Raw genomic sequence first — 13,068 nt, 5'->3', positions numbered from 1 at the left:
TGCTTCCGGTCAAATTCCTATTTTCGTCTATGTCTACTATATCTAACCCTATCTAACCCTGATTTGCGTTCAGGTACAGACGAATGATCTCCAAATACTCCTCCGGGTAAAATCCAATCTCTCCCGAAAATCTCGTCAGCGCAATCAGACCGCCATCCATCGATTTCACACCCGCAAGCATTTCCGCGTTTTCCTTCTTCAAACCGCCACCGTAGACGACATCCATGCCACCGGTAACTTCCTTGACATAAGCGCCAATCTTTTCCATATATGCCTGATCCGGCGGGATCTTTCCCGGTCCAATCGCCCAGATCGGCTCATAGGCGATCGTGATTTTGGATCGATCCACATCTGCAAGTCCAACCTCAAGCTGTTCTCTCAAAACGTCTTTCCAGATCGGCTGTTCCTCGGCAGATTCTCCGATGCAATAGAGCACCTTCATTCCTGCGCGCACCGCCTCCCGGATCTCCTTGTTCAGAATTCGGTTCACTGCACCGCGCACTGCCTGATCAGAGACCACGAAACGATCTGCAAACTCCGTGAAATTAGAAGGATCTGAGGAGTCTACATTGCCATTCATCAACTCCCTCATGATTTCACTCTTGTCTCTCCTCTCCTCGCAATGACCAATCAGCACACTCTCACAGCCGAGGGCACGCATCGCATTTGCAGTTCTTCCGGTTGTGAATGCTCCAAAGTTTCCCCCGCACACGGTATCTGCACGGAAAACGCCCTGACAGCCAACCTGAATCGGACTGTCCTCCTCAAGCGCCTCGAGCGCCGGAATCAGGTGAGCCTCCGGAAAATACATTGCAAATTCCACATTCTCCCTGTCATATTCCTTCAGAGCCTCCTGCGTCTCCCGAACAATTTTTGCTCCCCACTCCCGGATCGGCGCAAGCGAATTCACGCCTCCGGCTTCTTTTGGAATATCAAACCGTTTCAGATTCAGATAAATATGTTTCATTCCCTCTTCCCCTTCCGTTCCCAGTAGTATTCCTGAAAATCAATAAATTCCCGATGATGGACATCCGCAAGCGGTCTACACCAGGAGACAAACTCCTCTGTCACATCATTTCCACGCTCATTGATATAGGACTCCGGCACTTTCCGCTCATACATCATGACCTCCTGAATCGGAACCGTGCCCGGATGCATCCGATAACTGCCATCCTCACTCGCTTCCCGCACAAAGCTGACCATGACACCGGTCTGTCCCGCTAATGCCGACTCAAAAGCAGTTCGCCCCGCAATCACCGCTTCCTCCCGGTCAACTGCCGATTGAAGCGGAATCGACGCTCTGCCACAGATGCCTGGCTTCTCACTTCTCGCCTTGATTCCAAGTTTACGAATCACAAGTTCTGCCAGATAGGCTCCGACATCCCCGTAGTAAACTGAACGCCCTGAGCGAAAGATCGGTGGCACAATCGGCTCACCGTTTTCTTTTTTCAGTCCCTCGCTTGCAACCACGACGACTCCACCGAGTTCTTCATACAGGCGTTTGACATCCTCAAGAAATTCTTCTTCTCGAAATGGTCGTTCCGGCAGATAAATCAGATGAGGGGCATCCCCCTTTTTCTCTCGCGCAAGTGCGGAGGCAGCCGTGATCCATCCGGCATTTCGTCCCATCGCCTCGACGATGCATACATGGATCGGCAAAGACTTCACATCCGCTCCGATCTCTGCGACGGTCTCCGCTAAATAGCGCGCCGAACTTCCATATCCCGGCGTGTGATCGGTGACTGCAATATCATTGTCGATCGTCTTTGGAATTCCAACCACACAGATGTCCGTGCCCTCACACGCTCTCTGAATCTTTCCGCAGGTATCCATCGTCCCGTTTCCACCTGTCGGCAGAACATATTTGATCTTCCACTTTTCAAAAATCTCCGGCATTCTCGCATAATCTTCCTCGCTGAGTGCATACCGCGAAGAACCGATCGCTGTACCCGGCGTTGTCAGAAGACGCCTGAGTGTCTCTTCCGGGAATTGCATCAAATCCAGAAAACGTTCTTTTAAAATTGCCTCACTGCCTCCGATCGCTCCATATACATGAGAAGTCTCTCCGCTCTCCTTCGCTGACTGAATCGCCCCATAAAGAGATGCATTCAGCACCGCTGTCGGACCTCCGCCGTGGATCACGAGCACATTTTTTTCCATTTTCCGATCCGCTCCCTTCTCTCATCCGCCCTCTGCCATTCGTTTTCTAAGTTATTCCTCTTACTTTTCGTTCTTCTTCCAACTACTTTTCAGTTCGATTTTCAGTTTGATTCTCAGTCCGATTCTCCGTCTGATCATCCGTCTGATTCTCCGTCTGATTGTCCCGCGAGTAACAGAGGTTTCCTCTCGCAATCGTGTAAACAACCTCCAGATTCTCATCGAGAATCGTCAGATCTGCATCTTTCTCCGGTGCAATCGAACCTGTCCGGTCATAAATTCCAATCAGTTTTGCCGGATTCTCCGTCATCAGCGGTACAATCTCAGCAAGAGATTTTCCGGTAAACTGAACGAGGTTCTGAATCGCATGAATCGCAGTCAGTGTACTTCCTGCCCTCGTCCCATCGCTGACAAGTTTGGCGTCCCCGTCTTTCACGACAACCTCATTGACACCGAGATGATAAAATCCATCCGGAAGTCCTCCTGCCATGATCGAATCCGTGATCGCCACCACATGCTCGGTTCCCTTCGCCTTGAGAATAAAACGAACCGTTCCCGGATGAAGATGGCGTCCATCGCAGATCATCTCCGCATAGACATCCTGATCCTCAAGCACCGCTCCAAAGATCGCCGGCTCATGCTGGTGCAGAAGTCGCATCGCATTTCCCACATGAGTCGCACTCGTCGCGCCATTTGCAATCGCCCGGCGCGCCGTCTCATAATCCGCACCGGAGTGACCGATTGCGACTGCCATTCCCAGTTTTTTCATCTGGGGAATCGCCTCGACCACGCCCTCAACCTCCGGGGACACCGTGATATAACGGATATCCCCTCCGGCGCTCTCCTGATACTCCTTTAAGAGTTCGAGATCTGGGGTTTTTAAAAGATGTTCCGGCATTGCTCCCTTGTACTCTTTTGCGAGGAAGGGTCCCTCCAAATGGATACCGATCAGTGTGGCTCCCTGATGGGAAAGCTGTTTCCATCGGCGATATTCTCCGATCGCCCACAGAGTCTGTTCCTTTGTGTCCGTCAAGATCGAAGCCTGCCAACCGGTCACGCCCTGACTCGCCTGAAAACGGCAGATCTTTTCAAAATCTTCCGCCTTCGCCGAGTTGACATCCACACCGACTGCACCGTGCGTATGAATATCAATCAAACCCGGAATCACCGAGAGTCCTCTCAGATCTATCACCTGCACCTTGGCATCTGATGAGGTTGTCGTTGATGCCGATGTGTCAAGATTCTCTCCCACTTCCACAATTTTTCCGTCCTTGATCCGGATATCCTTCCCTGCAAATCCGTGATTCTGATATACCTTACCATGTTTCAAAAGCAGTTCCATGAACACGCTACCCCCAGTCTGTCCCTGTTATCCTGTCAATCTTTCTTACTCCAAATTTGCCACAAAATCCGTAAAGGTCAGCGTCAGATCCGGATGACCCTGAAGAAGTGTCACCGGAAATGCGGATGTCGGCTCCCCATAAGAAGCTCTCCGAACCACTGCCCGATGCCAGTTGCGGAAACATCCAAGTCGGATCTTTCTCGCGTGAGAGATCTCATACATTCCGATCGAAATGCAGTAGTGTGGCATGTCCTCAAGCGCACCGTTGAAATCTCCGATCGCATTTGCAGTGCGCGTCTCCGGCGTGATCGCAAGGACTCTCGTCTTCTGATTCAAAAACTCCTCATTTGTCAGTGACGGATCTGCCTCATTGAACGCCACATGACCATTGATGCCGATTCCTCCAAATGCGATATCGACACCGCCAAGCTCCTCGATCAGTCTCGGAATATATCCCACATCGTTCGGGTCCGGAAAAACTCTCTGCCTCTTTGGCATCAGAAGTTCCTCGTAAATCTTCGAGTAAACGGTTCTCTCCATAAATCCCCTGAAACTTAACGGATGATCGATCGGAACCCACTGTTTCTGATCATCCAAATACTCATCCATGTTGATGAACCAGACATTTTTCAGACTCAGCCCGCGCTCATTAACCATATCCACAAAATATGGATACTGTCCCACCGGACCAACCGGACAGATAAACACCGTCTTTTTCTCCGCACGATTGTTCTTCTCAATCTCCTCAATCATCTGATTTGCCATCTGGCGAAATACGGATTCATTATCCGGAAGACAGCTCAGAGAAATCTTCGGATTGCTCAAAAGTTCTTCCTTTGTATACTGATAATACTCGTGACGCATATGATCTCATTTCCTTTCCTGTGACCTCTATTCCGTTTCTATAATCAAAACGAAAAGAGACTGCCACCAGATGATGGCAGCCTCATACGGTCAAAGCTGTTATACTTTTCCTGTTTTTAATTCATTTTTATTTTGATTCGTTTCTATTATTTTCCTGCTTCTACCATATTGTCAAGCATTACATAATCAGAAATCGGAACTTCTTTCTCTACCTGACCACCTGCAATGAAATTCTCCTGCTGGGTCTTGTAGTACTGCTCAACGGTTCCGTCCTCTGCGCCCTTTGCAACTTCCGCACCAGTCAGCCAGTCTGCATCACCGCGCTGTTCGTAAACGCTGTTCTCATCCGTCTTTGTCTGGTTTGCTACATACTTTGCAACTTCCTCATAGTTTCCGTCTGCCGCATAATCCATTCCCTTGAACAGAGCCTTGGTGAATCGAAGGATCTTGTCCTGATTCGTCTCTGCATACTTCGGAGTTACGATCCAGCTTCCCAGAGAAACTGTCGTATCGGAGAAGGTCATGTTATCCGCAAGTTTCGTGGAATCCTTCACTTCCTCAAGAATCTTTAAACTGTTCGGAGACCAGGTTGCACATGCATCCACACCGCCGGAAACCATCGCGGTCACGATACCGGAAGCATCCATATCGACTGCGGTGATATCGCTCATCGAGAGACCTGCCTTCGTGAGCGCATTCGTCAAAATATCCTCACTCGAGGTACCGGAGGAGTATGCCACTTTCTTTCCTTTCAGATCTTCAAGTGTCTTGACTTCCGGTCCACCGATCACGGCATCACCGTTCGAGATGTGAGACAGAGCAATGATCTTTGCCTGACCATTGATACACAGCTTATGAGCACCCTGTCCAATGTATCCGATATCCACGCTTCCGGACTCCAGTGATGCGATGATCGTCGGGCCGTCTGCGAACTCAATCATATTTACTGTGATTCCCTGCTCCTCCATGTATCCCTTCTCAATGGCTGTCGTCACTGACCAGAGGCTTCCATAGTTCGGCATGTAAGCGATGTTGAGAGTGATCGGGTCCTGCGCCGTCTCCTCGGTCTTGCTCTCCTCTGCCTTCGCTTCTGCTGTGGTCTCTTCCGCTTTCGTCTCAGCGGTTGCCGTAGTCTCAGGTGCCTTTGTCTCAGCCGGTTTACTGCTTCCACATCCTGCTAAAGAAGATACTGCCAGAAGAGATGCCAGTGCCACTGATAAGATTCCTCGTTTTCTCATAATAAGATCCTCCTTGATCTTTTTCTTTTCTCGTTCAAATCTCCGTCTTCTAGTCTTCTAGTTCTAGTCTCCTATTTCTAGTCGCCTATATTAAAACGTAACTCTCGTCCTACTTTCGCACTTCCAGATATTCCTTGTAAACCTCGCCCCAGATATAAGTCTTGAGATCAAGGAACGGAAGCTCCATCTTCATCTCCTGCGTTCTCGGATACGGCAGGTTCACATTCACGATCTTCTTGATTCGTCCCGGACGCGCACTCATGATGATGACTTTCGTCGCAAGAATGACTGCCTCCTCCACATCGTGAGTGATGAAAAAGCAAGTCTTCTTCTCTTCCTGCCAGGTGCGAATCAGCTCGGACTGAAGCTGAGTTCTCGTCTGTGCATCGAGCGCTCCAAACGGCTCATCCATCAGAAGCACTTCGGGCTGTACCGCATAGGCACGCGCAATCGCAACTCTCTGTTTCATACCACCGGACAGCTCCTTCGGGTAGGCATCCACGAAATCTTCAAGCTGAACCATGCGGATGTATTTCATCGCAATCTCTTTTGCTTCCTCATCCTTCATGCCCTTCAATTTCAGACCGAACATGACGTTTTTGAGGACCGTCAGCCACGGGAAGAGCGCATACTGCTGGAATACCACGCCTCGCTCTGTTCCGGTTCCCTCTACTTTCTTTCCATCCACATACACTGCTCCGGAAGTCGGTTCAAGCAGTCCCGCAATGATGTTGAGCAGAGTGGATTTTCCACATCCAGAAGGTCCTACCACGCAGATAAATTCATTTTCCATGATGTCAAGATCTACCCCATTCAGAGCGATCATCTTTCCTTTTCTGCCTTCATAAATCTTCTCGACATGGTCAATCTTCACTTTTACACGTTTCTCGTCTCCTGCCATCCCGTAAACTTCCTTTCCAGATATTTGATTACCTTCTCACTTGTAAGTCCGATGATACCGATGATGATGATATAGAGCAACATCGGTGCCACCTCAAAGCTGTTGTTCAGTGACCGGATTCTCATTCCGAGTCCTGCAATCGCGCCGGTGGACTCTGCCGCAATCAGAGTCGTCAGCGCTACGGAAACACCTAGACGAACCGCTGTGATGATAAACGGAGTCGTTGCCGGGAAAATCACTTTTACAAACAGATCATTGTCTTTTGCACCGAGTACACGCGCCGCCTTGATCAGCGTCTCATCCACATTTCGCACGCCCTGATAGATCGTCACGGTCATAATCAGGAAGGTCGCCAACCAGATGACAATGACCTGAGGTCTGCGTCCAACACCTGCCGAGATAACTACGAGCGGTACATAAGCTAACGGCGGGATATTTCGGATAAACTGAATCCACGGCTCCACAATGTAGCGAACCGGGCGATACCATGCCATCATAAATGCAACCGGCACGGAAGTCACAAATCCAAGTACAAATCCGAATACCACCGAGATCATACTGCTTGCAAAATCGTTCCAGAGCACTCCGCGACCAACCATCGTCTTAAGTGCCTCTAATACTTCTGGTAAAAACGGAAAACTGCGCGCCGTCTTCGGATTAATTGACAGCCATTTCCACAGTCCAATCGCCACGAGCAGTGAGATCAGAAGCCATCCCCCATTCGGAATCTGTCCGATCAGATCTTTTTCCTTCTTTTTCTGCTTCCCTGCATCAGAAGACATCTCGTTTCCTCCTTCTCCTTTTTATAGTTTTTTCTCTCTGTTACTTTCTTGTTTGTTCCCCACTTATTTCTTGTTTGTTTTCTGTCTACTTACTCTTTTTACACTTTCTTTCCCATCTTTTTCTTAATTGTTTCCCCATCCTGTTTTCATTTTCTTTTTGACTTTTTTTCGTTTGACTTTCGCTTAACAAACCTCCTCTTTTTTGCGTTTTCATGCTCTATTTTGTATAATTTGACATTTTTCTTTTGAGTTTGTAATGTCATTATAACACATTTCACAATAAAAGCACGCCCTTTTTGAGCAAACGTTTGGCTTTATTTTGCCTAATTTTTTTCATTATTTTTTGTGTAATCCGCTCTGTCTTTTTTCTCAAAAATCCGTTATACTCTTAATAAATAAAGAAAGTTTTCCGTATTTCTAACGGTATAAAGGGTATAACGGGAAAGCAAACGGACGAAAAAAAGCAAAAGAAAAAGGAAACAAAAGAAAAGAAAACAAAGAAAAAAGTAAAATATAAGAGGGAACATACAAAACACAAATCGAGAGCACAGAGAACACATAAAAAGAGAACATATAAAAAAAGGAGGAAAAATACCAGATGACACTGAAAGAGATTGCGACTCAGGCCGGAGTTTCCATTTCTACTGTATCCCGCGTAATCAACAAGAGCGGGCGCTGTCCAGCAAGCAAGGAAGTTCAGGATCGAATCTGGGAGATTGTCCGCCAGACTGGCTACACCCCAAACAGCTCTGCCCGTCAGCTCAAAAAAGGAGATCCGCATGCGGACACTTCGCGCTGTCACGCACTTGCCTGCCTGTTTGCCCGTGTCGAGGACACCAACACGGACAATTTCTTCTCCCCGCTCGCCCGCAGTATTGAGAAGGAGGCCTTTCGCCACAATTATATTTTGAAATATACATTTTCCGCGTTTGATATTCACCATCCAGGCACTTATCGGCTGATCTCCGACAACCATGTGGACGGAGTTGCCGTGCTTGGGCGCTGTGACAAACAACTTTTAAAATTCTTAAAACAGTATTTCCAATATGTCGTATACGCGGGACTCAACAGCCTCGACGCTCGTTACGACCAGATCATCTGCGATGGCTATCAGGCTGCGGTAACTGCAATCAATCACCTGATTCAGCTCGGTCATCGAAAAATTGCCTACATCGGTGAAACGGAACGGGAAGATCGCTATCGTGGATATCTCGATGCTCTCTCCGCAGAAAATATCACTGTCTATAAGGGATATGTCAGCAACGTGACTCTCTCTTCCGAGGGTGGATACCTCGGTGCCAAAAGACTTCTCGAACAAAACTGCGACGCAACTGCCTATTTCTGTCCGAACGATATGACTGCAATCGGAGCAATGCGCGCAATCCAGGAAGCCGGTTATTCGATTCCCGGTGACATCTCCATCATCAGCATCGATGACATTGAGACAGCCCAGTACCTGATCCCAATGCTGACAACCGTCCACATCCCGATCGAGGAGATGGGACAGATGGCTGCTAAGACTCTGATTGACCGGATCGAGGGCGGACATTCCCTCCCGATGAAAATCAACCTGCCCTTCTACATTGCAAACCGGGAGAGCTGTGGACCAGCACATCCCCTTCGCCCAAGAGAGGAACTAGATTGAGAATAAAAATCAACAAGCGACTGGTTAAGAGAAGAATATGGTTGAATCAAACTATAATTATAGATTAAACATATCTTCAAGAATATGATAAGAGAAAGAGAGGATTCTAGCTTATGATTTTCACAATTCACGATAAGATTCAGATTCCCGATAAAACCCATGATAAGACTCATAATGGCGCAATGTTTGTATCTGCATCGATCGACTCCCTCGGTGCGCAGTTGATCTCCTTGAAGGACGCCTCCGGCAGAGAACATATCTGGCAGAGAGATCCGGCGATCTGGGGATTCTGCTCTCCTCTACTCTTTCCTGCAATTGGAAACAGCCGAAACAACCGCACAAAATTTGACGGCGAATGGTACGAGCTTGCCAAGCACGGATTCTGCCGTACTTCTGAATTTGAGGCAGAACAGATCTCCGACTCCGAGGTACGATTTACGCTCTGTGCAAACAAAGAAACGAGGATTCACTATCCATATGAGTTTGTTTTAACGCTGACCTATCGTCTTGAAAATGGAACGCTCTCAATGACTTATCAGGTAGAAAATCCGATGAACCGTGAGATTTGCTACTGCATCGGTGCACATCCCGGATTTCTCTGCCCGATGGAGGATGGCGCTGTCTTTGAAGATTATCAGTTGGAATTTGAGAAAAAAGAATCCATCTCTTCCGTGCTCTACGATCTGGAAAAACTGGAATTTGACCCGTCAAGACATGGGACGATCACGCTCGAAAACGAGTCTGTGATCCCTCTCCACTACGACCTCTTCGATCTGGATGCCGTCTACTTTGAGAAAACAGCTTCCCATGTGGTTCGTCTCATCAATCGCAACAGTGGTCACGGTGTCGAGGTTGCCTATCCGGATTTTGGCGGAATTGGATTCTGGACTCCGAACGGCAAGCATGCCCCGTTTCTCTGCATAGAACCGTGGAATGGATGTGCAATCCGAATGGATGAGGATGATGAATTCATTCACAAGTATCAGGTTCAGAGATTGGATGCGCACACTGCAAGAAGTTATCAGACGAGAATTCGGATGGTGTAAAAGTTTTAAATACATAAAAAACAAATGAAATAAAATATAAAAAGCTCCGCCGGCGGGTAAATTCCCGCCTTGCGGAGCTCCTCACATAATTCTCTATTTCCTAAAATCTTATTTTCAGTTTTCTAATTGCTTAAAATTATATTCCAATTTCCAGGCTTTTGTTATTTGTAGTTTCAACGAAATTCCTCGACCCAAACTGCTTTGCCCGCTCTCAGCGACTCTTTTACATTAAGAATCCTCTGATTCTCGGAACCGCGGAATTTCAGACTTAAATTTCGCTTTTCTTCTACAAAGCGTCCATCCACCATCACATCAAAGAGTGAGAGAAGTTCTCTCGTCGTCTCTGATTCTGGCACCATCTTTGCAAGAATTTCCTTCTCAAAATCATATCCGGTGAAGCACCAGATTGTCTTGTTCGGATAGGTGTCACGAACTTTTTTCACAAACGGGAGCAGAGCTTCTTGATTCTTCGGGTACATCGGCTCTCCACCAAGCAGGGTCATTCCCTCTATGTAATCCGGTGCCAGAAGACTCAGCAGATATTCCTGCGTCTCCTCCGTAAATGGCTCGCCGTACTGATAATCCCATGCCTCCTCATTGAAACATGCCTTGCAGTGGTGCGGGCATCCGCTCACAAACAGAGACACTCTCACACCCGGTCCGTTTGCAATGTCCACCGACTTGATTGTTGCGTAATTCATAAAACGATAATCCTTTCAGTTGTTATGAATTACCACGTCTGAATTCTCCATTTCCTATGTCATCAGGCGTGGTACTCTGCGATTTTGATAGACAAAAATCCAATTTTACAGGTGCAAAACTCTGCTCTTGATCTCCTTCGTCTTTCCGGTGTTCCAGAAATTCTCCCCGAGGTATCCGCAGGTGCGTCGGGTCACATTCATCTTGCTGTGATCCTTATTTCCACACTGAGGGCACTCCCACTCAAGATTGTCATTGAGTTTGATTTCTCCCTCGTATCCACAAACCTGACAATAATCCGATTTCGTGTTAAACTCCGCATACTGGATATTGTCATAAATGTAGGTCACAAGTGTCTCCATCGCCTTGAGATTGTTCATCATATTCGGAACTTCAACATAGGAAATCGCACCGCCTGTCGAGAGGTTCTGGAAATCGCTCTCAAAGCGGAACTTATCAAATGCATTGATCTTCTCACGCACATCGACATGGTAGGAGTTCGTGTAGTAGCCCTTGTCAGTTACATTTTCAATCACACCATATTTCTGCTGGTCGATCCGCGCAAAACGATAGCAGAGAGACTCTGCCGGCGTTCCGTAGAGTCCAAATCCAAGACCGGTCTCGCGTTTCCATGCCTCGGTCTTGTCATGCATGTACTTCATGACCTTCCACGCAAATTCCCGTCCAACCGGATCTGTGTGGCTGACTCCCTTCATCAGGTAGGTCATCTCATAAATGCCAATGTAGCCAAGTGAGAGGGTCGAATAACCATCCTTTAAGAAGCGGTCAATCTTTTCTCCTTTTTTCAGGCGCGCAATCGCCCCGTACTGCCAATGAATCGGGCTCACATCGGAGAGAGTTCCAAGAAGCGCATTGTGACGGCACATCAGCGCCTCACGGCAGAGCTCGAGTCTCTCATCGAGAAGTTTCCAGAATTTCTCCTCATCACCTCTTGCAAGAATTCCGATCTGCGGAAGATTGATGCTGACTACACCCTGATTGAAACGACCTTCCCACTTGTAATTTCCGTTTTTATCTTTCCACGGAGACAGAAAAGACCGACATCCCATACAACTGAAGACGTTTCCCTCGTAATTCTCGCGCATCTTCTTTGCAGAAATGTAATCCGGATACATGCGCTTTGCCGAGCACTCCACTGCCATGCGAGTCACATCGTCATACGGACCGCCCTTTAAACAGTTGCACTCGTCGAGCACATAGATCAGTTTCGGGAACGCCGGGGTCACATAGACTCCCGCATCATTCTTTGTTCCCTGAATGCGCTGACGGAGGATCTCTCGAATGATCATGACATTCTCTTCCACATACTCATCATCCGGATCAATCTGTAAAAACAGGGTCACAAAAGGCGCCTGACCGTTCGTCGTCATCAGCGTATTGATCTGATACTGGATTGTCTGAACACCGGAGCGAAGCTCGTCCCGCAGACGGATTCCCACGATCCGCTCGCGCTCCTCGGCGCTCATCTCATCGTGAAACTCCTCAACCAGTTCCCGCTCAAATTTCTCGCGACTCCGGCGCAGATACTTGCCGAGATGCTTGATTGCCACAGACTGCCCGCCGTACTGGTTGCTTCCGACTGCTGCAATGATCTGCGTCATAACGATGCATGCGACCTGGAAGCTCTTCGGTGTCTCAATCATCTTTCCGTTCATCACCGTTCCATTGTCGAGCATGTCCGCAATGTCGATCAGACAGCAGTTAAAAATCGGCTGAATAAAGTAATCGGCATCATGGAAATGCAAAACCCCGTTCTCATGCGCGAGAGTGATCTTCTCCGGAAGGAGCAGTCGTTTCGTCACATCTCTCGACACTTCACCCGCGATATAATCTCTCTGCGTTGACGCGAGCACCGTATTCTTGTTAGAGTTCTCCTCCGCCAGTTCCTTGTTCTCATTGCGAATCAATTTCAAAATCGATTCGTCCGTCGTGTTGGTCTTCTGAAGCAGTGCACGCTGATAACGGTAAAGCATATATTTCTTCGCCAGCATATATTTATTGTGCCCCATCATCTGTCTCTCGACCAGATCCCGAATCGTATCGACCGGAATCACATCCTTTGCCTGCTCTTCCACACAGCGGATCGTCTGCTCCACAAGCCCTGCATCTGCCTGCTCAGATTCCTCTACCGTCTCATTTGCTCTGCGAATTGCCGCCCGGATCTTGTTGGCATCATAAACCGCGATTCTTCCATCCCGTTTCTGTACTTTCATCCCCGCTCGTCTCCCAACTATATATAGTTATTTTCCACGTTCATGCATCAATATATAGTATTTATATATGACACTGCAAGTCCTATTATACGAGGAGAATTCCACTTTGTCTATATGCGGATTCCATAAAAAATTCTGTCTCCCGTCTCTCATGCTCCCG

11 protein-coding genes are annotated in these 13,068 nt (G+C 47.9%); 2 read left to right on the top strand and 9 right to left on the bottom strand.

The features are described 5' to 3' along the window. Positions 1-52 precede the first annotated feature (52 nt). The 7 genes from ACR0QT_RS09560 to ACR0QT_RS09530 form a co-directional block, all read right to left on the bottom strand. On the bottom strand, positions 53-967 hold the full coding sequence (locus ACR0QT_RS09560) for a triose-phosphate isomerase (protein WP_432630574.1): 915 nt from the start codon (positions 965-967) through the stop codon (positions 53-55). Further along, complete coding sequence (locus ACR0QT_RS09555; RefSeq protein ID WP_432630573.1) at positions 964-2,160, bottom strand: diphosphate--fructose-6-phosphate 1-phosphotransferase; 1,197 nt, start codon at positions 2,158-2,160, stop codon at positions 964-966. Before ACR0QT_RS09555 ends, ACR0QT_RS09560 begins: the two co-directional genes overlap by 4 nt. A gap of 82 nt (positions 2,161-2,242) precedes the next feature. After that, complete coding sequence (nagA, locus tag ACR0QT_RS09550) at positions 2,243-3,499, bottom strand: N-acetylglucosamine-6-phosphate deacetylase (protein ID WP_432630572.1); 1,257 nt, start codon at positions 3,497-3,499, stop codon at positions 2,243-2,245. 45 nt (positions 3,500-3,544) lie between these two features. Further along, positions 3,545-4,363 carry a linear amide C-N hydrolase gene (locus ACR0QT_RS09545; protein WP_177977882.1) on the bottom strand — a complete coding sequence of 273 codons (819 nt, stop codon included), beginning with the start codon at positions 4,361-4,363 and terminating at the stop codon, positions 3,545-3,547. Between the two features lie 146 nt (positions 4,364-4,509). Continuing rightward, positions 4,510-5,601 (bottom strand): ABC transporter substrate-binding protein, encoded by a 1,092-nt coding sequence (locus ACR0QT_RS09540; RefSeq protein ID WP_432630571.1) that lies wholly within the window; start codon positions 5,599-5,601, stop codon positions 4,510-4,512. A 109-nt stretch (positions 5,602-5,710) separates the two neighbouring features. Then, a complete protein-coding gene (locus tag ACR0QT_RS09535) occupies positions 5,711-6,502 on the bottom strand; it encodes an ABC transporter ATP-binding protein (protein ID WP_432630570.1) in 792 nt (263 codons plus the stop codon). Beyond that, complete coding sequence (locus ACR0QT_RS09530; RefSeq protein ID WP_432630569.1) at positions 6,478-7,284, bottom strand: ABC transporter permease; 807 nt, start codon at positions 7,282-7,284, stop codon at positions 6,478-6,480. The genes ACR0QT_RS09535 and ACR0QT_RS09530 overlap by 25 nt, the downstream gene beginning before the upstream one ends. Before the next feature lie 598 nt (positions 7,285-7,882). On the opposite strand from ACR0QT_RS09530, the gene ACR0QT_RS09525 reads away from it, so the two are divergent. Further along, positions 7,883-8,929, top strand: coding sequence for a LacI family DNA-binding transcriptional regulator (locus ACR0QT_RS09525; RefSeq protein WP_432630568.1), 1,047 nt, complete (start codon positions 7,883-7,885; stop codon positions 8,927-8,929). 113 nt (positions 8,930-9,042) lie between these two features. Continuing rightward, positions 9,043-9,975, top strand: coding sequence for an aldose 1-epimerase family protein (locus ACR0QT_RS09520; protein WP_432630567.1), 933 nt, complete (start codon positions 9,043-9,045; stop codon positions 9,973-9,975). A gap of 173 nt (positions 9,976-10,148) precedes the next feature. Here ACR0QT_RS09520 and nrdG read toward each other — a convergent pair whose 3' ends face one another. Then, positions 10,149-10,676 (bottom strand): anaerobic ribonucleoside-triphosphate reductase activating protein, encoded by a 528-nt coding sequence (nrdG, locus tag ACR0QT_RS09515; protein ID WP_432630566.1) that lies wholly within the window; start codon positions 10,674-10,676, stop codon positions 10,149-10,151. A 105-nt stretch (positions 10,677-10,781) separates the two neighbouring features. Further along, on the bottom strand, positions 10,782-12,908 hold the full coding sequence (gene nrdD / locus ACR0QT_RS09510; RefSeq protein ID WP_432630564.1) for an anaerobic ribonucleoside-triphosphate reductase: 2,127 nt from the start codon (positions 12,906-12,908) through the stop codon (positions 10,782-10,784). Between the last annotated feature and the right edge of the window lie 160 nt (positions 12,909-13,068).

It is taken from the genome of Brotaphodocola sp. (assembly GCF_050873365.1).
Lineage (GTDB): Bacteria > Bacillota > Clostridia > Lachnospirales > Lachnospiraceae > Brotaphodocola.
This window is presented reverse-complemented; position numbering and strand designations above follow the sequence as displayed.

Excerpts from the sequence above, each read along its gene's own strand:
- ACR0QT_RS09560 (WP_432630574.1), bottom strand. The coding sequence starts at position 967 with ATGAAACATATTTATCTGAATCTGAAACGGTTTGATATTCCAAAAGAA.
- ACR0QT_RS09555 (WP_432630573.1), bottom strand. The coding sequence starts at position 2,160 with ATGGAAAAAAATGTGCTCGTGATCCACGGCGGAGGTCCGACAGCGGTG.
- nagA (WP_432630572.1), bottom strand. The coding sequence starts at position 3,499 with ATGGAACTGCTTTTGAAACATGGTAAGGTATATCAGAATCACGGATTT.
- ACR0QT_RS09545 (WP_177977882.1), bottom strand. The coding sequence starts at position 4,363 with ATGCGTCACGAGTATTATCAGTATACAAAGGAAGAACTTTTGAGCAAT.
- ACR0QT_RS09540 (WP_432630571.1), bottom strand. The coding sequence starts at position 5,601 with ATGAGAAAACGAGGAATCTTATCAGTGGCACTGGCATCTCTTCTGGCA.
- ACR0QT_RS09535 (WP_432630570.1), bottom strand. The coding sequence starts at position 6,502 with ATGGCAGGAGACGAGAAACGTGTAAAAGTGAAGATTGACCATGTCGAG.
- ACR0QT_RS09530 (WP_432630569.1), bottom strand. The coding sequence starts at position 7,284 with ATGTCTTCTGATGCAGGGAAGCAGAAAAAGAAGGAAAAAGATCTGATC.
- ACR0QT_RS09525 (WP_432630568.1), top strand. The coding sequence starts at position 7,883 with ATGACACTGAAAGAGATTGCGACTCAGGCCGGAGTTTCCATTTCTACT.
- ACR0QT_RS09520 (WP_432630567.1), top strand. The coding sequence starts at position 9,043 with ATGATTTTCACAATTCACGATAAGATTCAGATTCCCGATAAAACCCAT.
- nrdG (WP_432630566.1), bottom strand. The coding sequence starts at position 10,676 with ATGAATTACGCAACAATCAAGTCGGTGGACATTGCAAACGGACCGGGT.
- nrdD (WP_432630564.1), bottom strand. The coding sequence starts at position 12,908 with ATGAAAGTACAGAAACGGGATGGAAGAATCGCGGTTTATGATGCCAAC.